General features: G+C 64.6%; 27 protein-coding genes. 13 read left to right on the top strand and 14 right to left on the bottom strand.

The window, feature by feature from the left end:
- Nucleotides 1–18: 18 nt before the first annotated feature.
- From BLR77_RS10590 to adhP, 3 genes are all read right to left on the bottom strand, one after another.
- Complete coding sequence (locus BLR77_RS10590; protein WP_074677527.1) at nucleotides 19–1,011, bottom strand: AraC family transcriptional regulator; 993 nt, start codon at nucleotides 1,009–1,011, stop codon at nucleotides 19–21.
- Nucleotides 1,012–1,092: 81 nt separating this feature from the next.
- Nucleotides 1,093–1,887 (bottom strand): hypothetical protein, encoded by a 795-nt coding sequence (locus tag BLR77_RS10585; protein WP_074677525.1) that lies wholly within the window; start codon nucleotides 1,885–1,887, stop codon nucleotides 1,093–1,095.
- A gap of 118 nt (nucleotides 1,888–2,005) precedes the next feature.
- A complete protein-coding gene (gene adhP / locus BLR77_RS10580; RefSeq protein WP_074677523.1) occupies nucleotides 2,006–3,028 on the bottom strand; it encodes an alcohol dehydrogenase AdhP in 1,023 nt (340 codons plus the stop codon).
- Between the two features lie 275 nt (nucleotides 3,029–3,303).
- On the opposite strand from adhP, the gene purE reads away from it, so the two are divergent.
- From purE to BLR77_RS10550, 6 genes are all read left to right on the top strand, one after another.
- Entirely contained in the window at nucleotides 3,304–3,795 is a 492-nt protein-coding gene (purE, locus tag BLR77_RS10575) for a 5-(carboxyamino)imidazole ribonucleotide mutase (protein ID WP_011920449.1), read from the top strand.
- On the top strand, nucleotides 3,795–4,880 hold the full coding sequence (locus BLR77_RS10570; protein ID WP_074677521.1) for a 5-(carboxyamino)imidazole ribonucleotide synthase: 1,086 nt from the start codon (nucleotides 3,795–3,797) through the stop codon (nucleotides 4,878–4,880). The genes purE and BLR77_RS10570 overlap by 1 nt, the downstream gene beginning before the upstream one ends.
- A 56-nt stretch (nucleotides 4,881–4,936) precedes the next feature.
- Nucleotides 4,937–5,701 carry a substrate-binding periplasmic protein gene (locus tag BLR77_RS10565; protein ID WP_074677519.1) on the top strand — a complete coding sequence of 255 codons (765 nt, stop codon included), beginning with the start codon at nucleotides 4,937–4,939 and terminating at the stop codon, nucleotides 5,699–5,701.
- Between the two features lie 66 nt (nucleotides 5,702–5,767).
- Complete coding sequence (locus tag BLR77_RS10560; RefSeq protein ID WP_074677517.1) at nucleotides 5,768–6,013, top strand: GlsB/YeaQ/YmgE family stress response membrane protein; 246 nt, start codon at nucleotides 5,768–5,770, stop codon at nucleotides 6,011–6,013.
- A gap of 77 nt (nucleotides 6,014–6,090) precedes the next feature.
- Complete coding sequence (locus tag BLR77_RS10555; RefSeq protein WP_074677515.1) at nucleotides 6,091–6,627, top strand: DUF3299 domain-containing protein; 537 nt, start codon at nucleotides 6,091–6,093, stop codon at nucleotides 6,625–6,627.
- A gap of 10 nt (nucleotides 6,628–6,637) precedes the next feature.
- Complete coding sequence (locus BLR77_RS10550; RefSeq protein WP_074677513.1) at nucleotides 6,638–7,108, top strand: FAD/FMN-containing dehydrogenase; 471 nt, start codon at nucleotides 6,638–6,640, stop codon at nucleotides 7,106–7,108.
- Here BLR77_RS10550 and BLR77_RS10545 read toward each other — a convergent pair.
- The 3 genes from BLR77_RS10545 to BLR77_RS10535 form a co-directional block, all read right to left on the bottom strand.
- Complete coding sequence (locus BLR77_RS10545) at nucleotides 7,105–8,007, bottom strand: D-hexose-6-phosphate mutarotase (RefSeq protein ID WP_074677511.1); 903 nt, start codon at nucleotides 8,005–8,007, stop codon at nucleotides 7,105–7,107. The genes BLR77_RS10550 and BLR77_RS10545 overlap by 4 nt on opposite strands.
- Before the next feature lie 100 nt (nucleotides 8,008–8,107).
- On the bottom strand, nucleotides 8,108–9,484 hold the full coding sequence (locus BLR77_RS10540; RefSeq protein ID WP_074677509.1) for a TRAP transporter large permease: 1,377 nt from the start codon (nucleotides 9,482–9,484) through the stop codon (nucleotides 8,108–8,110).
- On the bottom strand, nucleotides 9,477–10,022 hold the full coding sequence (locus tag BLR77_RS10535) for a TRAP transporter small permease subunit (protein ID WP_074677507.1): 546 nt from the start codon (nucleotides 10,020–10,022) through the stop codon (nucleotides 9,477–9,479). The genes BLR77_RS10540 and BLR77_RS10535 overlap by 8 nt, the downstream gene beginning before the upstream one ends.
- Nucleotides 10,023–10,268: 246 nt before the next feature.
- On the opposite strand from BLR77_RS10535, the gene BLR77_RS10530 reads away from it, so the two are divergent.
- Nucleotides 10,269–11,369, top strand: coding sequence for a TRAP transporter substrate-binding protein (locus tag BLR77_RS10530; protein ID WP_074677505.1), 1,101 nt, complete (start codon nucleotides 10,269–10,271; stop codon nucleotides 11,367–11,369).
- 77 nt (nucleotides 11,370–11,446) lie between these two features.
- Here the strand turns inward: BLR77_RS10530 and BLR77_RS10525 are convergent, their stop codons facing one another.
- Complete coding sequence (locus BLR77_RS10525; RefSeq protein WP_017676341.1) at nucleotides 11,447–11,851, bottom strand: acyl-CoA thioesterase; 405 nt, start codon at nucleotides 11,849–11,851, stop codon at nucleotides 11,447–11,449.
- Nucleotides 11,852–12,224: 373 nt separating this feature from the next.
- On the opposite strand from BLR77_RS10525, the gene BLR77_RS10520 reads away from it, so the two are divergent.
- From BLR77_RS10520 to BLR77_RS10505, 4 genes are all read left to right on the top strand, one after another.
- Entirely contained in the window at nucleotides 12,225–12,422 is a 198-nt protein-coding gene (locus tag BLR77_RS10520; RefSeq protein ID WP_074677503.1) for a hypothetical protein, read from the top strand.
- 19 nt (nucleotides 12,423–12,441) lie between these two features.
- Nucleotides 12,442–12,606 (top strand): DUF1328 domain-containing protein, encoded by a 165-nt coding sequence (locus BLR77_RS10515; RefSeq protein WP_017676339.1) that lies wholly within the window; start codon nucleotides 12,442–12,444, stop codon nucleotides 12,604–12,606.
- A 10-nt stretch (nucleotides 12,607–12,616) separates the two neighbouring features.
- Nucleotides 12,617–13,078: an inhibitor of vertebrate lysozyme family protein gene (locus BLR77_RS10510; protein WP_074677501.1), complete on the top strand. Its 462-nt coding sequence runs from the start codon at nucleotides 12,617–12,619 to the stop codon at nucleotides 13,076–13,078.
- A 163-nt stretch (nucleotides 13,079–13,241) separates the two neighbouring features.
- Nucleotides 13,242–14,471, top strand: a complete 1,230-nt coding sequence (locus BLR77_RS10505; protein WP_074677499.1) for a nucleoside recognition domain-containing protein — start codon at nucleotides 13,242–13,244, stop codon at nucleotides 14,469–14,471.
- A 21-nt stretch (nucleotides 14,472–14,492) separates the two neighbouring features.
- Here the strand turns inward: BLR77_RS10505 and BLR77_RS10500 are convergent, their stop codons facing one another.
- The 7 genes from BLR77_RS10500 to BLR77_RS10470 all read right to left on the bottom strand — a co-directional run bounded on the left by BLR77_RS10500 (nucleotide 14,493) and on the right by BLR77_RS10470 (nucleotide 21,060).
- Nucleotides 14,493–15,077: a hypothetical protein gene (locus tag BLR77_RS10500; protein WP_074677497.1), complete on the bottom strand. Its 585-nt coding sequence runs from the start codon at nucleotides 15,075–15,077 to the stop codon at nucleotides 14,493–14,495.
- A gap of 143 nt (nucleotides 15,078–15,220) precedes the next feature.
- A complete protein-coding gene (locus BLR77_RS10495; RefSeq protein ID WP_074677495.1) occupies nucleotides 15,221–15,436 on the bottom strand; it encodes a dodecin in 216 nt (71 codons plus the stop codon).
- 93 nt (nucleotides 15,437–15,529) lie between these two features.
- A complete protein-coding gene (locus BLR77_RS10490; RefSeq protein WP_074677493.1) occupies nucleotides 15,530–17,935 on the bottom strand; it encodes a TonB-dependent receptor in 2,406 nt (801 codons plus the stop codon).
- Nucleotides 17,936–18,086: 151 nt separating this feature from the next.
- A complete protein-coding gene (locus BLR77_RS10485; protein ID WP_074677491.1) occupies nucleotides 18,087–19,031 on the bottom strand; it encodes a FecR domain-containing protein in 945 nt (314 codons plus the stop codon).
- On the bottom strand, nucleotides 19,028–19,534 hold the full coding sequence (locus BLR77_RS10480) for a sigma-70 family RNA polymerase sigma factor (protein WP_074677489.1): 507 nt from the start codon (nucleotides 19,532–19,534) through the stop codon (nucleotides 19,028–19,030). Before BLR77_RS10480 ends, BLR77_RS10485 begins: the two co-directional genes overlap by 4 nt.
- Before the next feature lie 75 nt (nucleotides 19,535–19,609).
- Entirely contained in the window at nucleotides 19,610–20,488 is an 879-nt protein-coding gene (locus BLR77_RS10475; RefSeq protein ID WP_074677487.1) for a LysR family transcriptional regulator, read from the bottom strand.
- A gap of 74 nt (nucleotides 20,489–20,562) precedes the next feature.
- Entirely contained in the window at nucleotides 20,563–21,060 is a 498-nt protein-coding gene (locus tag BLR77_RS10470) for a DUF3060 domain-containing protein (protein ID WP_074677485.1), read from the bottom strand.
- Nucleotides 21,061–21,299: 239 nt separating this feature from the next.
- Here BLR77_RS10470 and trpB point away from each other — a divergent pair, with 239 nt between their 5' ends.
- Complete coding sequence (gene trpB / locus BLR77_RS10465; protein WP_074677483.1) at nucleotides 21,300–22,514, top strand: tryptophan synthase subunit beta; 1,215 nt, start codon at nucleotides 21,300–21,302, stop codon at nucleotides 22,512–22,514.
- Nucleotides 22,511–23,320: a tryptophan synthase subunit alpha gene (trpA, locus tag BLR77_RS10460; RefSeq protein WP_074677481.1), complete on the top strand. Its 810-nt coding sequence runs from the start codon at nucleotides 22,511–22,513 to the stop codon at nucleotides 23,318–23,320. Before trpB ends, trpA begins: the two co-directional genes overlap by 4 nt.
- Nucleotides 23,321–23,324: the final 4 nt, after the last annotated feature.

The following is a 23,324-nucleotide window of genomic DNA, read 5'->3' as shown; positions in this document are numbered from 1 at the left end:
CGAATGCCATCGCTCGTCTCAGGCGCGAAAGCGGCTCGGAGGCACGCCGCTCCAACGCTGGAAGGCGTGGCGAAAGCTGGCGGTCTCGCTGAAGCCGAGCACCTCGGCGATGCGGTACACCGGCCATTGCTCCTCGCTGAGCAGGGTCTTGGCCCGCTCGAAACGCAGCTCGTCGAGCAGGCCCTGGTAGCTGGTGCCCAGCTCCTGCAGGTGGCGACGCAGGGTGCGTGGCGAGCAGTGCATCTGCTGCGCCAGATTTTCCAGGCCCGGAGGCTCGGCCAGTTGCGCGGCGAGCAACTGGCGCACCCGTTCCAGCCAAGCCTGCCGGCTGCTGAACTCGGCATTCAGGCGGCGGCAGCGTTCCACCATGTCGCCATGAGTGACGCTATCGGCCAGCGGCAGGCGGCGCTCCAGCAGTGCGGCGGGAAAGGCGAAGGCATTGCGCTGCGCCTGGAAATGCAGCGGGCAAGGAAAACTCCTTGCGTAGCGCTTCACATAGCGCGGCTGGACATAGGTGAACTCGGCACCCTCCAGCGGCAGCGGCTGGCGCAACAGTTCGTCGCCGATCAGCTTCAGCGAGGCCAGGCACATCTCCACGTTGAACACTTCCAGCGCCTCGGCATCGCGATAACCGCTGGCGCAGATCCAGGCCAGTTCGCCCTCCACCTGCAGGTCGAGGCGAAAATAGGTGCCAAGCAATGCCGGGTACTGCAACAGCAGGCGCCAGGCGTCACCAAAGGTGGCAGCCGAGAGCGCGGCGTAACCAAGCAGCCCATAGGAGGAAACATGCAGGCTGCGCCCCAGTTCCAGGCCCATGTCGGCGCGCAAGGCCAGGGCATTGGCGCAGACCTGCTGCTCCTGCACCCGGGTGATGCGCGCATCGGCACTGTCCAGATCGGCCGCACCAATGCCGCTCCCGGCCAGTAATTGCGGGCGCAGCTCGGGCTGCTCGGCGAAGCATTGCAGGATCAGGGAAACCACATGCAAGGTGGTCAGCGGGGCGTGCGGCATGATGCGTTCCGTATGCGCGGTTACGCAAAGGAACGCAAGAACTATGCCGCGAGACGGCGGGCCGCAGCCCGCCCGAGAGGATCAGCGATTACGCAGGATGGCGTTGATGAAGTCGCCCTGATTCGGTTCGTCCTTGAGGGTGGTGAACTGCAGTTGCCCGTCCTGCTCGCGCAACTTCATGTGCTCGCCGAAGCGGCAGTCGACGCCTTTGAGGGTCTTGGCCTCAGCCTTGTAGCGCTCATCCTTGCCACACAGGTTGGCCATCTGGCTGACCACTTCACCGCAGAAGCTCGGCACGCTGACGCCGATCAATTGCTCGTCGGAAATCGCGCTCCAATCGACCTTGGTGCTCAGCGGGGTGGCGCAGGCCTTGGAGGCTTCGCCGTCGATCTCCTGCAGGCGCGCGCTGTAATCGGCAACGCGCTGCTTGCGGTCGAAGGCGGCGAGGCGTGCCTGCAAGCCGTCCTTCTCCTGCTTCTGATAAATCGCCAGGAGGTCCTTGGGCTTCAGCGCCTTGGTCTTGTCCTCGTTGTAGCTGAGCTCGAACCCCTGGGTGTTCGGCAGGTTGAGCTGGTAGCTCTCGCCGCTCCAGGCGCGGCGCTTGTTCAGCAGGTTGTAGTCGCGACCATCGAGGCGGATGCCGTAGTCGCGCTGCTCGTTGCCCAGCTCACGGACATCGGTGAGAAACACCACCTCGTCGAGCGGGTGATTGATGCCGCGAACCTGCACCAGCGCCTGCTTGCCATCGGCAGACGGGGCCAGCGCCAGGCTGACGCCCTGGCCGGCGTCGAATACCTGCGGGTGCTTGGCCAGATCCAGCGCTGCGGCTTGAAGGGAAAGCAGGGAGAGGGCTACTAGCGAAACGTACTGTTTCATGACGACACGTCCTTGTTCGGATGATGAGCGCACAGTATAGCCAGCCATCTGGCAGCGATCTGTGCGCCCGTACGCGTCCGTTCTGTAGGAAAGTCGCCACTGCGTGGCCTTGCTCGAATCAGAACTGCAGCACGACCCGCCCCTCGATCTGCCCACCGCGCATCTGATCGAAGATGCCGTTGATGTTGTCGAGCTTGTCGCTGTGCACCGTGGCCTTGACCAGGCCTTCGCCGGCGAAATCCAGCGCTTCCTGAAGATCGGCGCGAGTACCGACGATGGAGCCGGTGATCGTGATGGCCTTGAGCACCACATCGAAGATCGGCGTGGGGAAGTCACCCGGCGGCAGGCCGACCAGGGCTACGGTACCGCGCCGGCGCGCCATGCCGATGGCCTGGCCGAAGGCGGCGTTGGACACCGCGGTGACCAGCACGCCATGGGCGCCGCCGATATCGCGCTGCACCACCTCGACGGGGTTTTCCTTGCGCGCGTTGATGGTCAGGCTGGCGCCGAGCTTGCGTGCCAGTTCCAGCTTGGCGTCGTCGACGTCCACCGCGATGACGTGCAGCCCCATGGCACGGGCATACTGCACGGCAACGTGGCCGAGGCCGCCGATGCCGGAAATCGCGACCCACTGGCCGGGACGTGCCCTGGTTTCCTTGAGGCCCTTGTACACCGTCACGCCGGCGCAAAGGATCGGCGCGATCTCCAGGAAGTCGACGCCCTTCGGCAGGATGCCGACGTAGTTGGGGTCGGCGAGCACGTACTCGGCATAACCACCGTTGATCGAATAGCCGGTGTTCTGCTGACCCTCGCAGAGGGTTTCCCAGCCGGTCAGGCAGTGTTCGCAGCAGCCGCAGGCGGTGTACAGCCAGGGCACGCCGACGCGGTCGCCCTCCTTGACCCGGGTCACGCCGCTGCCGACCGCCGCCACGTAGCCGACGCCCTCGTGGCCGGGAATGAACGGCAGGCTCGGCTTCACCGGCCAGTCGCCCTCGGCCGCGTGCAGGTCGGTGTGGCAGACGCCGGACGCCTCGATCTTCACCAGAATCTGCCCGGGGCCAGGCAGCGGGGTTTTCACCTCCTCGATACGCAGCGGCTCACCGAAGGCGTGGACGACTGCGGCTTTCATGGTCTGGTTCATGCGCGGTTCCTCTTGCATGCGAGTGTCTGGCCAGTATGCGCGCGCAGCCCACCCCGGCATTGCTCCAGAACAAGATTTAGGCGGTTTTCCCCTCTGCCACACCTTGCATGACAAACGGTCATCGCCACTGCCCGCCAGCAGTGGCTTTGCGTTATACTGCGCGGCCTTCGGCCGGCAGCACCCGGCCAACGAATCATGACAAGCCACGCTGGCCCGCCCGCGTGGCTTGTTGGTTTTTGACGCGCCGCGAGGCGCCCGAGAGAAGAGGCACGACGATGAGCGCACTGGTTGGCGTGATCATGGGCTCCAAGTCCGATTGGTCCACCCTTAGCCACACCGCCGAGATGCTGGACAAGCTGGGCATTCCCCACGAGGTCAAGGTGGTCTCTGCCCACCGCACCCCGGACCTGCTGTTCCAGTACGCCGAAGAGGCTGAAGCACGCGGCATTCAGGTGATCATCGCCGGTGCCGGTGGCGCCGCTCACCTGCCGGGCATGTGCGCGGCCAAGACCCACCTGCCGGTGCTCGGCGTACCGGTACAGTCGTCCATGCTCTCGGGCGTCGACTCGCTGCTGTCGATCGTGCAGATGCCAGCCGGCATTCCGGTCGCCACCCTGGCCATTGGCAAGGCCGGTGCGGTCAACGCCGCGCTGCTGGCCGCCAGCATCCTCGGTCATCAGCACCCGCAGTTCCACGCGGCGCTGAAGCAGTTCCGCGACGAGCAGACCAACACCGTGCTGGAAAATCCGGACCCGAGGGCGCAGTAATGAAGATCGGCGTGATCGGTGGCGGCCAGCTGGGCCGCATGATGGCCCTGGCGGGCACCCCGCTGGGCATGAACTTCGCCTTCCTCGACCCGGCGCCGGACGCCTGTGCCCAGACGCTCGGCGAGCATATCCGCGCCGACTACGGCGATCAGGACCACCTGCGCCAGCTGGCCGACGAGGTCGATCTGGTCACCTTCGAATTCGAGAGCGTGCCGGCCGAGACCGTGGCCTTCCTCTCGCAGTTCGTGCCGGTCTATCCGGGTGCAGAGGCGCTGCGCGTCGCCCGCGACCGCTGGTTCGAGAAGTCCATGTTCCGCGAACTGGGCATTCCCACCCCGGAGTTCGCCGACATCCAGTCGCAGGCTGACCTCGACGCCGCCGTGGCCAGCATCGGCCTGCCGGCAGTGATGAAGACCCGCACCCTGGGCTATGACGGCAAGGGCCAGAAAGTCCTGCGCAAGCCTGAAGACGTGACCGGCGCCTTCGCCGAACTGGGCAGCGTGCCGTGCATCCTCGAAGGTTTCGTGCCCTTCACTGGCGAGGTATCGCTGATCGCCGTGCGCGCCCGCGATGGCGAAACGCGCTTCTACCCGCTGGTGCACAACACCCACGACAGCGGCATCCTCGCCCTGTCCATCGCCAGCACCGATCACCCGCTGCAAGCGCTGGCCGAGGACTATGTCGGCCGCGTGCTGGACAAGCTCGACTACGTCGGCGTGCTGGCCTTCGAGTTCTTCGAGGTGGACGGCGGCCTCAAGGCCAACGAGATCGCCCCGCGCGTGCACAACTCCGGGCACTGGACCATCGAAGGCGCCGAGTGCAGCCAGTTCGAGAACCACCTGCGCGCCGTCGCCGGCCTGCCGCTGGGCTCCACCGCCAAACGGGGCGAAAGCGCCATGCTCAACTTCATTGGCGAAGTGCCGCCGGTAGACAAGGTGATCAGCGTCGCCGACTGCCACCTGCACCACTACGGCAAGGCCTTCAAGGCCGGGCGCAAGGTCGGTCATGCCACCCTGCGCAGTGCTGATCGCGCCAGCCTGAATGCCGGCATCGCAGCGGTTCAGGCGCTGATCGGTAAAAGCTGAAAGGGCGAATCGCAGCTAAGCTCTTGAACGACGGTGGTCGTTCAAGAGCCCCCTCCATGAGACATCTTCTTTCCTTACTGCCTCTGCTCTTCGCATTGACCTGCGTTGGTGCGGAAGACGTGCTGCGCGTCGATTTTCGCGAACGGCCGCCGGAGATGCGTGCCGTCGACGGGCTGCCCAGCGGCCCCCTGATCAGCGTGCTGGAAACCGCCGCACACCGCGTCGGGGTAGACCTGCAGTGGCGTGAAGCGCCGTTCCTGCGCAGTCTCGACGACCTGCGCTCCGGGCGAGTCGACCTGGTGCCGCGTGTGCTGCTCACTCAGCAACGCCGCGAGTACATCCATTTCCTGCCCAGCATCGGCAACCAGCAACTGAACGTTCGCTTCGTCGTGCGCCCGGGGGAAGAGACCAGGCTGAGCCGCTACGAGGATCTGTACGACCTGTCTCTGGGGGTCAAACGCGGTACCGTCTATTTCGCCCCCTTCGACAGTGATGGCCTGCTGAACCGCGCCTATGCCAGCGACGATGCGCAGTTGGCCGCGATGTTCCGGGCCGGGCGCCTCGACACCATTGCCGTGCTCGATCGCATCCCCATGGAGGCGCAGTTCGAGGCGATGGATTTTCGCGACTACAGCTACGCGCACTACGCGCACCAGCAGGTACTGGGCAACCACTTCGGCGCCTCGATGAAACGCTACCAGAGCGACCGGCGCGAGCTCTACGACCGCCTGGGCGCTGAGCTCGAGCGCATGCGTGAGGAGGGCGAAGTCGCCCTGATCTACCGTCGTTATGGCGTTCTGCCGCCAGACGAAGCGAACTGACAGCCCCATTTACCTGTCCCAAGCTGGGTCTGCCGCACAAGCGGTACTCATCAAGGAGACACGCCAATGGGCATTATCGGTACCATTTTCATCGGCCTGATCGTCGGGCTGATCGCACGTTTTCTCAAACCCGGCGATGACAGCATGGGCTGGATCATGACCATCCTGCTCGGCATCGGCGGTTCCATCGCCGCCACCTATGGCGGCCAGGCGCTGGGCATCTACGAAGCCGGACAGGCTGCCGGTTTTATCGGCGCAGTGATCGGCGCCATCGTTCTGCTGGTAATCTACGGCGCGATCAAGAAGAGCTGACTGCCCTTCTGTAGGAGCCGGAGGACACCCAGTCCTTGCCGGCTCTCGCTTACCGCTGCCACGAGATGCCATACCCCATGCGCCACCTGCTGCTCGCCCTGCTGCTTTGTACCGGCCTGGCTCACGCCGAACTGCCGGAAACCGACTGGCTCGATCTGATGCCGCCCGAAGACCGCAAGGCCCTCGAGGAGATGCCCGAGATCAGCCACGACAGCCCGGAGGGCGACAGCACCTTCTACAGCGAAGGCGGCCTGCGCCAGCAGGACCAGGACCTGCCGGCCGTGATGTATTCCACCAAGACCGTGCCCGAACTCGATGGCCAGGCCATTCGTCTGGGCGGCTACCCGGTGCCGCTGGAGAACGACGAGAAAGGCAACAGCACCCTGTTCTTCCTGGTGCCCTACCCGGGCGCCTGCATCCACGTCCCGCCGCCGCCGCCCAACCAGTTGGTGCTGGTGCGCTATCCCAAGGGCATCCCGCTCGACGACATCTACGCCCCACTGTGGGTCAGCGGCGAACTGAAGGTGGAGAAGGTCAGCAATGACCTGGCAGACGCCGCCTATGCCATGGAAGCGGGCGAAGTGCGCCTGGTAACCGACGAAGATCTTTATTGAGCCGCCGTAGATGAAGATCGTCACGTTCCTGCTGCTGGGCCTGCTGTCCAACGCTGCGCTGGCTCTGGAGCCCGGCGAACGCCTGGCGCCCTGGACACTGCTGGATCAGCATGACGCCCCCTACACCCTCAACGATCAGGCCCGCGTGCTGCTGGTGGCGCGCGACATGGATGGCGCCAAGCTGGTCAACGCCGCCCTGGAAGGCAAAGCCAAGGGCTATCTGGAGCAACGCCAGGCGGTCTTCCTCGCCGATATCAGCCGCATGCCCAAGGTCATCGCCAGCCTCTTCGCCCTGCCCAAGATGCGCGATTACAGCTACCGCATCCTCCTCGACCGCGATGCGCGCATCGCCCCGCGCTATCCGGCTGGCGAGGGCGAGGTGCTGTGGTTGCAGCTAAAGGATGGGCGGCTGGTTCAGCAACAGACCTTCACCAGCGCCGAGCTTCTTCGCCAGGCGCTGGAACAGCAGAGGCCGCACTAACCGGCCAGCGACTCACTGGACAGTCGCAGCTCCAGCCGATGCCTTTCATCAGGTTTCACCTGCACGACATCTTCCAGCAGGTTGGCCGTCTCGATGCAGAGCATGTCCTGCCAGGCGTCATCGGGAAATTGCGAGAGGCGCTTGGCCTTGTCGATCCAGGGATTCCACAGCACGGCCGAACGTGAGCCGCGTGCATCCAGATGGATGCGCCGCCCCCAACCCGGGTCGACGATGCTCAGCCGCGCGGGGGTATCGAGGTAGATGCGATCCGTCTCGGAGCCGAACCCCAGTTCGCTCTGCTGACGCAGCTCCTGCCAGTCCTGCAGGGTGTCGATGTAGCGACAGCCCTGCAGCCCCTCCACGTGGACCTGGCGCACGTCGCTGACGGCGAAATAGCTGTGCAGCGCCTGGCTCAGGGTCAGCGGCGTGTCACCGCGATTATGGGTCTCCAGGCTCATGCTGAGGTCCTGCGCCAGGCGCACGACGAAGGTCAGGCTGGCATCCCTGGGCCAACCCTCCAGCGGCTGATTGCGCGTGTCGTAGGCGAAGCGCAGGGTGACGGCGTGGTCGTCCTCGTCGATGCCCAGCAACTCCCAGTCCAGCGCGCGCACCAGGCCATGGGCCGGCGCCTGCTCCTCATGATAGTGGGCCTGCACGGCCTGCGGATTGCGGCGCAGGTCACCGAACCAGGGCCAGCAGACCGGCACACCACCACGCACGCTTTGGCCACGCCGGTAGGCCGCGTCCGGGCTTAGCCAGATCAGCGGCGGCTGCTCGCCCTGCTGGTAACTGAGAATCTGCGCGCCCTGCTGAGCCACCAGCAATTCGCTGCCGGCGGCACGGATGCGCCAGCAGGTCAGTTGATCCAGTTCCACGCGTTCGACTTGGGCAGTGCTCATGACGACCTCTCGCTGAGATAGATGATGGATAGTGTGACAACACAAAAAGCAAAACGCCCATCACGAAGACGGGCGTTTTGCTCGATCAAGCCAGCGACGCTTACTTGCCGTAGACCTGTTCCGGCAGCCAGGTGATCAGCCCCGGGAACATATAGGCGATTACCAGCAGCATGATCTGGATGAGGATGAACGGCAGCACACCCTTGTAGATGGTGCTGGTGGCTACCGATTTCGGCGTGACCCCGCGCAGATAGAACAGCGCGAAGCCGAACGGCGGGGTAAGGAAGGAGGTCTGCAGGTTCAGCGCGATCATCACGCCCAGCCAGATCGGGTCGAGCCCCATGGCCAGCAGCACCGGCCCGACGATCGGCACCACCACGAAGGTGATCTCGATGAAGTCGAGAATGAAGCCGAGCAGGAAGATCACCACCATCACCAGGAAGAACGCGCCGAGCACGCCGCCAGGCAGCTGGGCGAACACATCCTCGATCAGCGCCTCGCCACCGAAGCCACGGAACACCAGGGAGAACAGCGAAGCACCGATCAGGATCATGAAGACCATGGCGCTGATGCTGGTGGTACCGTAGGCCACTTCCTTGAGCTGGGCGAAGTTCAGCTTGTTCTTGCTCAACGCCAGCAGCATGGCGCCGACGGCGCCCAATGCAGCAGCCTCGGTCGGCGTGGCGTAGCCGGCGAGGATCGAACCTAGCACCGCGCCGATCAGGATCAGCGGCGGCACCAGCGCCTTGATCAGCTTGCCCCACTCGATCGGACCCAGCTCCTCCTGCGGCAGCGCCGGCAGTTTCTTCGGCTGGAGGATGGCGACTGCGATGATGTAGAGGATGTACAGGCCGACCAGCAGCAAGCCGGGCAACAGCGCACCGACGAACAGGTCGCCCACCGACACGGTCTTCGGCGAGAAGATGCCCATCTTCAGTTGCGCCTGCTGATAGGCGCTGGACATGACGTCACCCAGCAGCACCAGCACGATGGACGGCGGGATGATCTGACCCAGGGTGCCGGTAGCAGCCAGCGTGCCGGTGGCAATGGCCGGATCATAGCCGCGACGCAGCATGGTCGGCAGCGCCAACAGGCCCATGGTCACCACGGTAGCGCCAACGATGCCGGTGGAAGCCGCCAGCAGGGCGCCAACCACGCACACGGAAATGGCCAGACCACCACGCAGGGTGCCAAACAGGCGCGACATGGACTCGAGCAGATCCTCGGCCACCCGTGAGCGTTCCAGCATCACGCCCATGAACACGAACAGCGGCACGGCGAGCATGGTCTGGTTGTTCATGATGCCGAACAGACGGTTCGGCAGGGCACTGAGGTATCCGGGATCGAAGGTGCCCGTGACGACGCCGATAGCGGCGAACAGCAGGGAAACGCCGGCCAGGGTGAACGCCACCGGGAAGCCGGCCATCAAGGCCACGCAAATACTGACGAACAGCAGAATCGCCATCAACTCAGCCATGTTTCACCTCCGGAGCCGGCAGGCGACCGCTGAAGACGTAGAGCGCCTTGATCAGATTGGAAATACCTTGCAGTACCAGGCTGATGACCAGTACCAGGATGATGCTTTTCTGCAGATAGACGAACTTGAGGCCGCCAGACTCGCTCGAGGCTTCGAACGTCGACCAGGAGTTGCTGACGTAATCCCAGCTGGCCCAGCCGAGAAAAAGCGCCACCGGCAGCAGGAACAGCAGGTTACCGAGAATTTCCACCAGCGCCTGACGCCGGCCGCTGAACTTCTGGTAGAAGATATCCACACGCACGTGGCCGTTGCGCTGCAGCACCCAGGCCGCTGCGCCCATGAACACCAATGCGTGAGCGTAAAGCACTGCCTCCTGCAGGGCTGTCGCGCCGATACCAAAACCGTAACGCAGCACCACGACGACGGCGGTACCGATCACCAGAAATACCGTCAGCCAGGCGCAGGCCTTGCCGAACCAGCTGTTGAGCGCATCGATCAGATATGCAAGAGCGAGGGGGAATGAAGGCTTGTCGGACATAGTGAGTCCTTTATCGTTATGAGTGTAGGAGACAGGACAGTAAGCCGGTTGGCTGCACGTCACGCCGCCCGCGTCCTTGTGAGCCGCAGGCCGGCGATTCTAGGCAGGCTACCGGTAATGCAGCAATGCCCGTACAACTTTAGTCGTAGTAGCTAGGCTTGTAGGTCACGACCCCCTATGTTATTCACGCCCGGTCTACCTTCGGCGATCCCGTGGTAAGACCAATACAACAAGAAGGAGCATTGCATGAAACGTCGCGACATACTCGCCGCAGCGGGCGTAGGCCTTGCAGCAACCGCACTGGCTGGCTGTAAAGAAGATGCCAAGAGCGCCGCAGCACCCCAAGAGGGCTCGAGTTCCCAGACCTTCAACTGGAAGATGGTCACCTCCTGGCCGAAGAACTTCCCGGGCGTCGGCGTGGGGGCCGAGCCCTTCGCCAGGCTGGTCGATGAAATGAGTAACGGCCGCCTGAAGGTCAAGGTGTACGCAGCAGGTGAACTGGTACCGGCACTGGAAGTGTTCGATGCAGTCTCCCGCGGTACCGCCGAGATGGGTCACGGCGCCCCGTACTACTGGAAAGGCAAGGTTCCGGCTGCGCAGTTCTTCTGCGCCTCGCCATTCGGCCCCAATGCCCAGGAAATGAACGCCTGGCTGCACCGTGGTGGTGGTCAGCAGCTGTGGGAAGAGGTCTACAAACCCTTCGGCGTGCTGCCGATGGCCTGTGGCAACACTGGCGTGCAGACCGCCGGCTGGTTCAACAAGGAAATGAACTCGGTCGACGACTTCAAAGGTCTGAAGATGCGCACCCCGGGCCTGGGCGGCGAAGTGCTGACCAAGATGGGCGGTACCGTGGTCAACATGCCGGCCGGTGAAATCTTCACCGCCATGCAGACTGGCGCCATCGACGCCACCGAGTGGATCGGCCCATACAACGACCTGGCCCTCGGCCTGCACAAAGCAGCCAAGTACTACTACACCCCGGGCTGGCAGGAGCCGAGCGTGCTGTTCGAGCTGGACGTCAACATCAAGGCCTGGGAAACCCTGCCTGCAGATCTGCAAGCCATCGTTCGCGCCGCCGCTCGCGACGTCAACGGCGACATGCTCGACGATTACAACGCCAAGAACATGGAGGCCATGGAACAGCTCAAGGCCGACGGCGTGGAAGTTCGCCGCCTGCCGGACGAAGTCCTGGCGCGCCTGAAGGAAGTGGCTGCCGAGGTGGTCGATGCCAGCGCAGCGGCCGATCCGGCAGCGAGCAAGGTGTGGGAACACCAGAAGGCCTACCTCAAGCGCCTGTACGAATACGCGGAAAGCAACGAGAAGGATATCTACAACATCCGCGGCTGATCGCTCAGGGCAAAACAAAACGCCGGCTTCTAGCCGGCGTTTTCATTACTGCAATTCGCGTTTGCGCTGGGTGAGCGTCAGCCGCGACGCGGCGGCACCGGGCGAGTGCGACCACTGCCGTCGATGGCGACGAAGACGAACACCGCTTCGGTGACCTTGCGCCACTCATTGGACAGCGGGTCGTCGCTCCACACCTCGACCATCATCTGAATCGAACTGCGGCCGATCTCCAGTGCCTGGGTGTAGAACGAGAGCTGGGCACCCACCGATACCGGCACCAGAAAGGCCATGCGATCGATGGCCACGGTCGCCACGCGGCCGCCCGCGACCTTGCTCGCCATCGCGGTGCCGGCGAGATCCATCTGCGATACCAGCCAGCCACCGTAGATATCACCGAAACCATTGGTCTCGCGCGGCAACGCGGTGATCTGCAGGGCGAGATCGCCCTGGGGAATCGGGTCTTCCTGTTCGTAGTCGTTCATCGGCTCGAGACTCGCGGCGCGGTTGTTGTTCTGGGCGCGGAACCCGCATGGCACACGGGCGCAACGAGTATACCGACTGTGCAGTCGGCGAGCGACCACTCTGGCAGGGAGTAGAACGCCACAGCCCATGCGGTGTCGGGCAAAACGCACGACCGGCCAAGCCTCGTTCGGGCAGTATGCCTGCCACCTAATGCCACCATGCAAACGTAAGCCAATGATTTTCAAGGATTTTATATAAAGAAAAAGTCTGGCACGGGTGCTGCAATGTTCCCAGTGGGTGACCGGCCACGCACCGGTTGCAACGTAGAACAAGGAAGAGACGGATAGGCCACAAACCCGAGCCCTCCGCCTCCAACGCAACAGGAGAATCGCCATGTGGATAGTTGCTCTGGTGTTGGCCACCTTGCTGCTTCTGCTCAGCCTGACGCTCGCCAGCGTTGTACTGATTGGCCAGACCCTGTGCGCGAGCCGCAATACCGCCGAGCTGGAGCTGCCCACGGGTGCTGCGCCCCAGCCTTTGGTCCCGAGCAACGTGCAAGACCCCTGGCCTGCCTGGGCCATTACCCACTGATACATCGAGGAGAAACACCATGCTTAGCTGGGCAGTTACTTTCCTGATCATCGCCATCATCGCCGCTGTACTGGGCTTCGGTGGTATCGCCGGCACCGCTGCAGGTATCGCCAAGATTCTATTCGTGGTGTTCCTGGTGCTGTTCATCGTCTCGTTCGTCATGGGCCGCCGCCCGCGTCTTTAGGGAGACATAGATGCAGTCGATTCACGCCATTGCCGCCGCCCTGCTGATGGGCGGCGCCCTGGCGGCTCAGGCCGCCGACCGCGACGCCAGCTTCCATCCAGGCGAGTTGCTGACCAGCAACGCCGAGTATCGCGAAGCCTGGCAGGACTTGGTGAAGAACGAAGAGCGCTTGCCGGACTGGCTGATCAATCTCAGCGGCCTATCCACACCCATGCAGGCAGTGGAGGCCGATAGCGATCGCTACCTGGTTGGCCAGATATGCGAAGCGCACAGGTGCTTCAGCCAGCGCGCCTATGTCGCCTTCGAATGGGAAGACGACGATGCCTATGCGCTTTACGTGCAGGTACCGGATGGCCTGCCGGAAGACCGTGCACCCAGTGAACACGCCAGCCTGCGCTGGCTGGGCGACCCCGACGAGGAAATCCAGCAGATGCTGATGGAACAGCTGCGCAGCGACCCGAACTGGTATTGAGTGACGGCAGTTTGCCGGCTGTCCCATAGACGCCGCAGGCACGTTATCATCCCCCGCCATAACGGCATGCCCTCCCTTATCCGGCGCTTCGCGCCACCTTCCCCCCAGGGAGAAGGACACCAAGGAAGGCGTCGCTCGCGACTTCGAGCTAAGGGGGATCGCAATGCTCAATGGCCTGTGGCTGAGCTTTTTTCTGCTGGGGGCCATCGCCGCCTTGGCGCGCTGGCTGATCGGCGGCGACGCCGCCGTGTTCGGCGCCATGGTCGAGAGCCTGTTCGCCATGGCCAAGCTCTCGGTGGAGCTGATGGTGGTGCTGTTCGGCACCCTGACGCTGTGGCTGGGGCTGCTGCGCATCGCCGAGAAGGCCGGTCTGGTCGACCTGCTCGCGCGCATGCTGGGCCCACTGTTTGCCCGCCTGATGCCGGAAGTACCGCGCGGCCATCCCGCGCTGGGGCTGATCAGCATGAACTTCGCCGCCAATGGCCTGGGTCTGGACAACGCCGCCACACCCATCGGCCTCAAGGCCATGCGCGCCCTGCAGGACCTCAACCCCAGCGCCACCACGGCGAGCAACGCGCAGATCCTCTTCCTGGTGCTCAACACCTCCTCGCTGACCCTGCTGCCGGTATCGATCTTCATGTACCGCGTGCAGCAAGGTGCCGAGGATCCTACGCTGGTGTTCCTGCCGATCCTCCTGGCGACCAGTGCCTCGACCCTGGCCGGCCTGCTGGCGGTGTCGGTGATGCAGCGCCTGCGCCTGTGGGACCCGGTGGTGCTGGCCTACCTGATTCCCTCGGCGTTGCTGCTCGGCGGCTTCATGGCCCTGCTCGCCGGCATGAGTGCCACGGCCCTGGCGGCGCTGTCCTCGCTGCTCGGCAACCTCACCCTGTTCGGCCTGATCCTGCTGTTTCTGATAGTCGGAGCATTGCGCAAGGTGGCGGTGTACGAGAGCTTCATCGAAGGTGCCAAGGAAGGGTTCGATGTGGCCAAGAGCCTGCTGCCCTATCTGGTCGCCATGCTCTGCGCCATCGGCGTGCTGCGCGCATCTGGCGCACTGGATTTCGGCCTCGACGGCATCCGCTGGCTGACCGAGGCGCTGGGCTGGGATACCCGCTTCGTCGACGCCCTGCCAACCGCGCTGATGAAACCCTTCTCCGGCGGTGCCGCGCGCGCCATGCTGATCGAGACCATGGAGAACTTCGGCGTCGACAGCTTTCCGGCACTGATCGCCGCCACGGTGCAAGGCAGTACCGAGACCACGTTCTACGTGCTTGCGGTGTATTTCGGTGCAGTCGGTCTGCAACGCGCCCGCCATGCGGTGGGCTGCGCGCTGGTCGCCGACACGGCCGGCATCATCGCCGCCATCGGCGTGTGCTACTGGTTCTTCGGCTGATCGTCTTCGGGCTGGGGCGGCTCAATCGGTGCCCAAGCCCAACTTGTCGCCCGCCCAGCTCAGCAACGGATCGGTATGCTGGTATTCGCGCAATGCCAGCAGCTTGGGTGCGATGAATGCCTCGAAGTCCTCGGGCTGCTCGAAGTACACACCGGTGAAGATGGTGAACATCGACTTGTTGCCGACCGTGGCATAGAACAGATTGCCCACCGGATCGCCGTCCTGGGTCAGCAGCTTGAGGCTGGCGCGGCTGGCCAGCTTGGTTTCCAGCGGCAGATCCTGCTGCACCAGGCCGCTGTCACGCAGGCCGAACGAGGCGCCGAAGGTCTCGGCGTAGCTGGTCATCAGCGCATCACCCGCGCGCGGGTAGAGCGAGACACCGCTGTAGAGATAGAACCAGTCGCTGCCTTCGCTCTCGAAACTGAGGTCGATACTGCGCGCAGCGTAGGTCACCAGCTTCTCGTAGCGCCCGTCGTCCGGCGCCTCGTAAGCGGCGAAATCCTCACCGCTGAGCAGCAGGCGGCGCTCCTCGGCGAGTGGCGGTTCGTTGTCGATGCAACCCGCGAGCGACAGTGCGACGAACAACACCAGCATCATCCTGAACATGACATTTCCTCCCTGAAATCAGCCCTGGCAGCTTGCCCGAACCCGCCGCGCCTCGCCAGCGACAGCCACCGTCGCTGTGCACGGCACCACATATCGCTCCTGTCGATGAAACGGCTGGCCGGCAGCCTGGTTCGGCGTCTCTGTCAGCTATCGCTCAGGCGAAAGCCGATCTTGAGCGTGACCTGGTAGTGACCCACCTTGCCATTCTCGATATGGCCACGGGTGTCCACCACCTCGAACCAGTCCATGTTGCGCACGCTCTTGGCGCACTCGGCCAGGGCGTTCTCGATGGCCTCCTCGATGCTGGTACGAGACGAGCCAACGATCTCGATCTTCTTGTAGGTGTGGTGGTCGGTCATGACGGATCTCCTGTGGCGTGTAGGTTCTCCTTGAGACTAGCCCGCCACGCATAAGTGTCATCTACCGCCACCACGCGCCGGTCCCCTCGCGCGTCAGAACTCCACCTGATAACCCAGGGTAAAGGTGCGGCCACGCCCCTTGAAGTTGTAGTCGTCGGCGATGCGCGCCGACTGCGAGTAGTAGGTGAAGTAGTCTTCGTCGAGCAGGTTGTCGATGCCCAGTGACAGGCTGCCCAACGGCAGGCGGCGGCTGACGCTGGCCGAGAGCAGGGCATAACCGTCGAACTCCAGACGCGGATCATCGAAGCTGCGGCTGACGTAGTAGTTGTACTGCAGGTAGCTCGACCAGTCGTCGTTCCAGTTGGCCTGCCAGCCCAGGCTGTACTGATCCGGCGCGATGTTCAGGCCGGTCAGACGCGTATCCACCTTGCCGTCGTCGTCGGTGTCGGACTTGCCCTGGCTGTGGGCGTAGCTGCCGCGCAGGCTGTGGCGGTCGTCGATGCGCCAGTTGCCGGTCAGCTCATAGCCCTGGATCTCGACCCGCTCGCGGTTGGCGATGTAGTTGCCATCGTCGTTCACCGAAAGACGCTCGCCGAGGTTGGAGAAGGACTCGTAGTAGCTCAGCTCCATGTCCACCCGCTCGAAGTTCAGGCGCAGACCTACCTCGCGCGAACGGGTGATGATCGGCTCCAGTTCCAGCAGGTTTTCTACCTCCAGTCCCGGCTCATCGAGCCCGCGCAGTACACGGCCGATATCGGGCATGCCGAAGCCTTCGGAATAACCGCCGTAGAGCTGCGCCCAGTCGCTGGCCTGGTAGGTGAAACCGTAATTGCTCAACGTCTTGCCGAACGACACCTGGCCGCCGGTGACGCTGACCCCACCGGCGTTGTTGGTGCCCCAGACGGTACGGAAATCATCCACGTCCAGCTCGGAGTGCTCGCGGCGTACGCCGGCCATCAGGGTCAGCTTGTCGGTCAGGTGCAGATCACCCTGAAGGAAACCGGCCTGGTTGTCGTAGGTGGACGGCGGCACGTAGCTACGATTGCTCTGCACCAGTACCTGTTCGCCCTTGTCGCGCATCAGGTCGAGACCACCGGTCAGATCGAGCAGGCCGTCGAACAGGCCACTGCGACGCAGGGTCAGCTTGCCGCCCCATTTTTCCGAGTCGCTGCGGCTCTGCTCCCACAGGGTACCGACCGGCGCGATGTTGGGATCCTGGAACGAGGCCGAGAGCAGGGCGCCAAACTGGCCGCGATAGCGCTGGTGATAGAGCTGTACGTCGAGCACGTTGCCGTACAGATCCTGGTTGCTGTAGCTGAAGCTGTACTGGCGGTTCTCGTTGAACGCCGGGTCGCCTTGTGGGTCGCCCTTGCGCGCGGTGCTGGGAATACCGGCCGCGCGATCACCGAGCACCGGCACATAGTCGTTGTTGCCCTTGAGTTCATAATGGTTGGCGCTGAACTGCAGGTGCTGCACGTCGTCGAGCCAGTAGCCCAGCTTGAACATCAGGTCATGGTCGCGGGTGTCCTGAATTTCGCCGGGGTAGGCGATGCCGACCAGTTCATCGTTGGCATCATAGAACGCCCCGCGCTCCTGCCAGGTGGCGCCGAACAGGGTTTCCCAGTCGCCGTGCAGCGCGCTGACCCGATAGTTCATCTTGTAGCCCAGGCCGTCCCTGCTGAAGCGGTCGTCGCTTTCCAGACTGACGCCGGCATGCTGGGTAACGCCATTGCCCTCGGGCCGCCGACTGATGAAGTTGACGATACCGCCGGTAGCGCCGCCGCCATGTTCGGCTGAGGCGCCATGGATCACCTCGATGCGTTCGATCTGCGCCAGGTCGATGGTGTAGCTACTGCGCCCGTCGTTACGAATCGAGCTGGCCTGCGGCACGCCGTCGACGAGAAACTGCGGGGTGCGACCACGCAGCGTTTCGCCGGCGTTGGACATCTTCTGTCGGCTCGGCGAGTAGGACGGGATCAGGTTGCTCAGCACCTGCCCCGGGTCGCTGCTCAGCGCCAGCTGCTGCTCGATCTGCTGGCGGTCGATGACCGTCACGCGCTGGCTGGTCTGGCCAACGGCGGTGTCGCTGCGCAGGGTGCTGACCGTAACGGAGTCCAGCTGCAGCACATCGGCGTTCCCCGAACGTGGCTGCGGCTGGCGCTCCAGCCCATAGACACCCTCACCCTGGCGCACCGCGCGCAGGCCGCTGCCCTGCAACAGACGCGCAAAGCCATCCTCCACCGCGTAGGTGCCCTGCAGGCCTGGGCTGCTCTGGCCCTGCAATGCTGCCGAATCGAACGACAGGGCGACGCCGGCCGCGCTGGCGTAGCGGTTGAGCACCTCAGCCAGCGGGCCGCCGGCGATCTGATAAGCGTGCGGCGCCGACGTGTCTGCGAGGCTTAGCACCGGCAGAGCGCCGCCCAGTGCCAGGCTGGAGCATAAAAGGGCGTGACGGATGGCGGTGCGAAGTGGAGCGTGAACGAAGCGATATGACGGCATGCAGATTCCCTGGCAGCAGACTGCGGAGTGATTGTCTGCAGGAAGGGTCGAAACAGCGCGGCAAAAAGTGCAAACGCTGGAAAATTTCCTCGCAGTGGTGCGACAGAGTGCCCGCTCCTACAGGGTCATCATTTTCCGCTCTGCGCTGATCTCACACGCCGCGCGGCACCAGTGTCAGCCAATAGTCGCTGCGCCTTACCACGCGCAACGGGAAGCTGTGCTCCAGCGCCGCCAGGGCGCGGTCGGTGTCGGCCAGGGGGAAACTGCCGGATACCTTCAAGCCGGCCAGTGCCGGGTCGAGGCGCAGCACGCCATGGCGATAGCGCGCCAATTCGGCGATCACTTCACCCAGCGGCTGGTCGAGGGCGATCAGGCTGCCCTGGGTCCAGGCCGCCGTAGCGGCATCGTTGGGCCGCTGCGGCCCCAGGCGCTCGACATCGAAGCGTAGCTGCTGCCCGGCAGCGAGAGGTTGCATGGCCTGCAGATCGTGCAATGGCGCGACTTCCACGCGCTGCTCCAGCACCGCGACCTGGCTGCTCTGCTCATCGCTGCGCACACAGAAACGTGCGCCCTGGCAGCGCACCAGGCCATGTCGGGTTTCCACCAGCAGTGGCCGCGTCTCGTTCGGGCTGTCGATCATCGCCTCGCCACTGACCAGACGCAGCAGCCGGCGCTGCCCGTCGGTATGCCACTGCGCAGCACTGGCCGTGCCCAGCATCAGTTGGCTGCCGTCACTGAGCTGCCACTGCCGGCGCTCGCCCACATCGCTGCGGTAGTCGGCCAGCCAGTAGCGACGGGTATCGCTGTGCCAGGCGAACCAGCCCAGCGGCAATGCCAGGCCGACCACTGCCAGGCTGCCGAGCAAGCGGCGACGGCCGTGGTCGACGCCACGCAGGGTCGACGATGCGATGGGGCCGGGCAGCAGGCCCATTTGTTCACGCAGCATCTCGACCTGTTGCCAGGCCTGACGATGCTGCTCGTCGGCGTCGTACCAGTGTTGCCAGGCCTGCTGCTCGCTGGCATCGCTAGCGCCGGAACAGAGCCGCGCATACCAGCCACTGGCAGCCTTGAGCGCGGCGCGCTGGGCCTCGTTCACGACTGCCAGCCGGCCTGCAGCAGGCAGCAATGCTCTACCGCGCGGGCCATGTAGTTGTTCACGCTACGCAGGGAAATACCCAGGCGGGCAGCGATCTGCACGTAGGTGAGGCCGTCGAGCTGGGACAGGATGAACACCTCGCGAACCGTGCGGCCAAGGCCGGCGAGCATGCGGTCGACCTCCATCAGCGCTTCCAGCAGCAGGGCTTGCTGTTCGGCGCTGGGTTGCTCGGCTTCGGGCTGACTGACCAGCGCTTCCAGATACGCCTGCTCCAGCGAGCGCCGCCGCAGGAAATCGACCATCAGCCCGCGCGCCACGGTGGCCAGGTAGTCGCGCGGCTCACGGATGCTCGCGGCATTGCCGGCACGTAGCAGACGCACGAAGGTGTCCTGCGCCAGGTCGGCAGCATCGCAACCATTGCCCAGGCGCCGCCGCAGCCAGCCTTGCAGCCAGTTGTGATGGTCACGGTAGAGGGTGTGCAGCACCTGAGCGTCGGCGGACATGGAGCGAATTTCATCTCAAATGACAATGAATTGCATTGTCATCTTTGCCGAGCCGACTTGGCAACATCGCCGGCGTTACACCAGCTCACGCCTCAACCAGTGCGCCAGGCGCTCGCTGCGTGGGTCGGCGCGGCGTGTCCACAGCGCCAGGCAGCCGCTGGTCTCGACGAAGCCCCAGGGCGCCACCAGGCGACCGGCTCGCAAGTCGTCGGCCACCAGCGTTTCTGGCGCGATGGCCACGCCAAGCCCGGCCGCCGCCGCCTCCAGCAGGTAGTAGAGATGCTCGAAACCCTGGCCCTGTTGCAGCCTCCCGGTCGTCAAGCCCTGGGCCTGCGCCCACTGTGGCCAGGCCTGCGGGCGCGAGGTGGTATGCAGCAGCGGCTCGGCGTACAGCGCTTCGGCAGTGTTCGCGGCCAGTTGCGCGTGATTGGCGTAGCGCGGGCTGAGCACCGGGCCGATGCGCTCTGGCGCCAGCTCGAACACCTGCATGTCAACCGGCCAGGGCGGCTCGGCGAACAGCAGGGTGGCATCCACCTCGGCGCTGCGCGGGTCCAGCTCGCCCTGGCTGGCCGACAGCTGCAGGCGCAGCTCGGGCAGTTCGCGCTGCAGGCGATCCAGGCGCGGGATGAACCAGCGCGCCAGCAGACTGCCGGGGCAGCCGAGCACGAAGGGACGCTCCTCGGTTTCGCGGCGCAGCGTGGCGCAGGTGTCGCGCAGGCGCTCGAAGGCTTCCGAGGCGACATCGCGCAGGCGTACGCCGGCGGCAGTGAGCTTGACGCCACGACCATCCTTGTCGAACAGGCCAAGGCCCAGCTGCTCTTCGAGTACACGAATCTGCCGGCTGACCGCCCCGTGGGTGACGTGCAGCTCCTCGGCGGCGCGGCTGACGCTCTGCAGGCGCGCCGCCGCCTCGAAGGCACGCAGGGCATTGAGTGGGGGCAGGTCTCGGCTCATGGGAGAGGTGATTTTTCCTGACAGGTCAGGCGCATCTAATCACGTTCCAACTGGGGCGCCAACCAGCCGGATGCTCACTGGCGCTGGATGCGGTGCTCGCCGCCACTGGTTTCGACAGTCGGATCGTCGCCGCGCCAGGTCACCTGCTGGCCGATACCGTTGACCTCCAGCCGCACCGGCCCCTGCAGATCGAGCGTCAGTACGTTGCCGCCGCCATACAGCACGACTGGCGCGGGTTGCTCTCCGTCGCCCTGCACCCGGGCCGTGATCCGGTGATCGGCACCGCTCACATCCAGGCCTGCGACTCGCTCGGCTTCGATCTGATTCTCCCCGCCGGTCACCTCCAGGCTGGAGACTTTGCCCATACTGATCACATGTTCGGAACCGTGCACCTCGACCCGCCCGCAGTCGCCACTCAAGCGGAAGTGGTTGGCGTTGCCGGTGATGCTGACATCCTGACCTTTGCACGCCACATCGCGGGTATTACCGATGCCATCGAGTTCCAGAGTCTCGGCCTGGGCCGTCGTTGCCAGTGCCGCGCAGAGCGCGCCTACAGCCATTACCTTGTGCATGCGTGTGTCTCCCTGTGGGACGGCGCCCATGCCGCCTGCGCTTGGGACTGATTTGGCCGCGCCGAGTTCTGCCCGGTTGGCGGCCATGTGCGGCGTATCACTCCAGCAGGCCGTTCTATTTGTGAGTTTTTCTAACGAATAGTCTCAATCAATTCGCTTTTCGCCGCGCCTCATGGGGATAGAATAACCCCATCGTCCACTCGCCCTGCCAGCCAAGCGCTGTCGACAAGGAGCACACCATGACCTCATTTCGCACCGGCCCCGACACTCGCGGCCTGTTCGGTCGCTTCGGTGGCCAGTTCGTCGCCGAAACCCTGATGCCGCTGATCAACTCGCTGGCCGCCGAATACGAAAAGGCCAAGAGCGATCCGGCCTTCCTCGAAGAGCTGGCCTACTTCCAGCGCGACTACATCGGCCGCGCCAGCCCGCTGTATTACGCCGAACGCCTCTCCGAGCACTTCGGCGGGGCGAAGATCTACCTCAAGCGCGAAGACCTCAATCACACCGGCGCGCACAAGATCAACAACTGCATCGGCCAGATCCTCCTGGCCAAGCGCATGGGCAAGCAGCGCATCATCGCCGAGACCGGCGCCGGCATGCACGGCGTGGCCACCGCCACCGTGGCCGCGCGCTTCGGCATGCAGTGCGTGGTGTACATGGGCACCACCGATATCGACCGCCAGCAGGCCAACGTCTTCCGTATGAAGCTGCTCGGCGCCGAGGTGATCCCGGTCACCGCCGGCACCGGCACCCTCAAGGACGCGATGAACGAGGCCCTGCGCGACTGGGTGACCAACGTTCACAACACCTTCTACCTGATCGGCACCGCTGCCGGCCCGCACCCGTATCCGGCCATGGTGCGCGACTTCCAGTCGGTGATCGGCAACGAAGTACGTGAGCAGATCCTCGAGAAGGAAGGACGCCTGCCCGACTCGCTGGTGGCCTGCATCGGCGGCGGTTCCAACGCCATCGGCCTGTTCCACCCCTTCCTCGACGACAGCGGCGTGCAGATCGTCGGCGTCGAGGCGGCCGGCCACGGCATCGACACCGGCAAGCATGCGGCGAGCATGGCCGGTGGCGCGCCGGGCGTGCTGCACGGCAACCGCACCTTCCTGCTGCAGGACGACGACGGCCAGATCACCGATGCCCACTCGATTTCCGCCGGCCTCGACTACCCCGGCGTCGGCCCGGAACACGCCTGGTTGCACGAGATCAAGCGCGTCGAATACGTGCCGATCAGCGATGACGAAGCCCTCGAAGCCTTCCATCAGTGCTGCCGTCTGGAGGGCATCATCCCGGCCCTGGAAAGCGCCCACGCGCTGGCCGAAGCCTTCAAGCGCGCACCCAAGCTGCCCAAGGATCACCTGATGGTGATCAACCTGTCCGGTCGTGGCGACAAGGACATGCAGACCGTGATGCACCACATGCAGGACAACCAGGAGAAGCACGCATGAGCCGCCTGCAGAACCGTTTCGCCGAACTCAAGCAGGAAAACCGCGCCGCGCTGGTCACCTTCATCACTGCCGGTGACCCCGACTACGCCACCTCGCTGAGCATCCTCAAGGGCCTGCCGGAAGCCGGCGCCGACGTGATCGAGCTGGGCATGCCGTTCACCGACCCGATGGCCGACGGCCCGGCCATCCAGCTCGCCAATATCCGCGCGCTGGCCGGCAAGCAGGGCATGCAGCAGACGCTGCAGATGGTTCGCGAATTCCGTGAGGGCAACCAGAGCACGCCACTGGTGCTGATGGGCTACTACAACCCGATCTTCGTCTATGGCGTGGAGCGCTTCATCGCCGATGCCAAGGCCGCTGGCGTCGACGGCCTGATCGTGGTCGACCTACCGCCAGAGCACAACGACGAGCTGTGCGAGCCCGCGCAGAGCGCCGGAATCGACTTCATCCGCCTGACCACGCCGACCACCGACGACGACCGCCTGCCCACCGTGCTGGCTGGCAGCTCCGGCTTCGTCTACTACGTGTCGGTGGCCGGCGTCACCGGCGCCGGAGCAGCGACCATGGATCACGTCGAGGAAGCCGTGGCGCGCCTGCGCCGCCACACCGACCTGCCACTGTGCATCGGCTTCGGCATCCGCACCCCGGAACACGCCGCTGAAGTGGCCAAGCGCGCCGAGGGCGCGGTGGTCGGCTCGGCGCTGATCGACAAGATCGCCGAGGCGCAAAGCCCGCAGCAGGCCATCGACGGCGTGCTCGGCCTGTGCCGCGAACTGGCCGAAGGGGTGCGCAACGCGCGTCGCTGACACC

The organism is Ectopseudomonas alcaliphila (assembly GCF_900101755.1).
In the GTDB taxonomy this organism is placed as follows: domain Bacteria; phylum Pseudomonadota; class Gammaproteobacteria; order Pseudomonadales; family Pseudomonadaceae; genus Aquipseudomonas; species Aquipseudomonas alcaliphila.
The sequence above is the reverse complement of the archived record's forward strand: the minus strand, read 5'-3'. Positions and strand labels throughout refer to the sequence as shown.